Raw genomic sequence first — 206 nt, 5'->3', positions numbered from 1 at the left:
CTCAGGTCAGCGTTGGACGATCATTTCAGGTGGTAATCCAGCAGCCCATGCAATACGCATAAAGAGCGATAAACGAGTCAAAATAGCGGCTTGTGAGGGATTATCATAAGATAGGGGATCAAGTTGTTGTGCAATAGCATTGCAAAAGGTCGATGAAAAGTGCCAGTGCTTAGCTAATTCAACGCCTACCTCTGTGTAATCGAAAC

At 44.7% G+C, this 206-nt stretch carries 1 pseudogene; it reads right to left on the bottom strand.

Going from position 1 to position 206, the window contains the following annotated elements:
* Positions 1–6: 6 nt before the first annotated feature.
* Positions 7–206: pseudogene (locus V6255_RS19195) on the bottom strand (HDOD domain-containing protein); the annotation flags it as partial.

The sequence above is a fragment of the Psychromonas arctica genome (assembly GCF_038155225.1).
GTDB lineage: Bacteria > Pseudomonadota > Gammaproteobacteria > Enterobacterales > Psychromonadaceae > Psychromonas > Psychromonas arctica_B.
The sequence above is the reverse complement of the archived record's forward strand: the minus strand, read 5'-3'. Positions and strand labels throughout refer to the sequence as shown.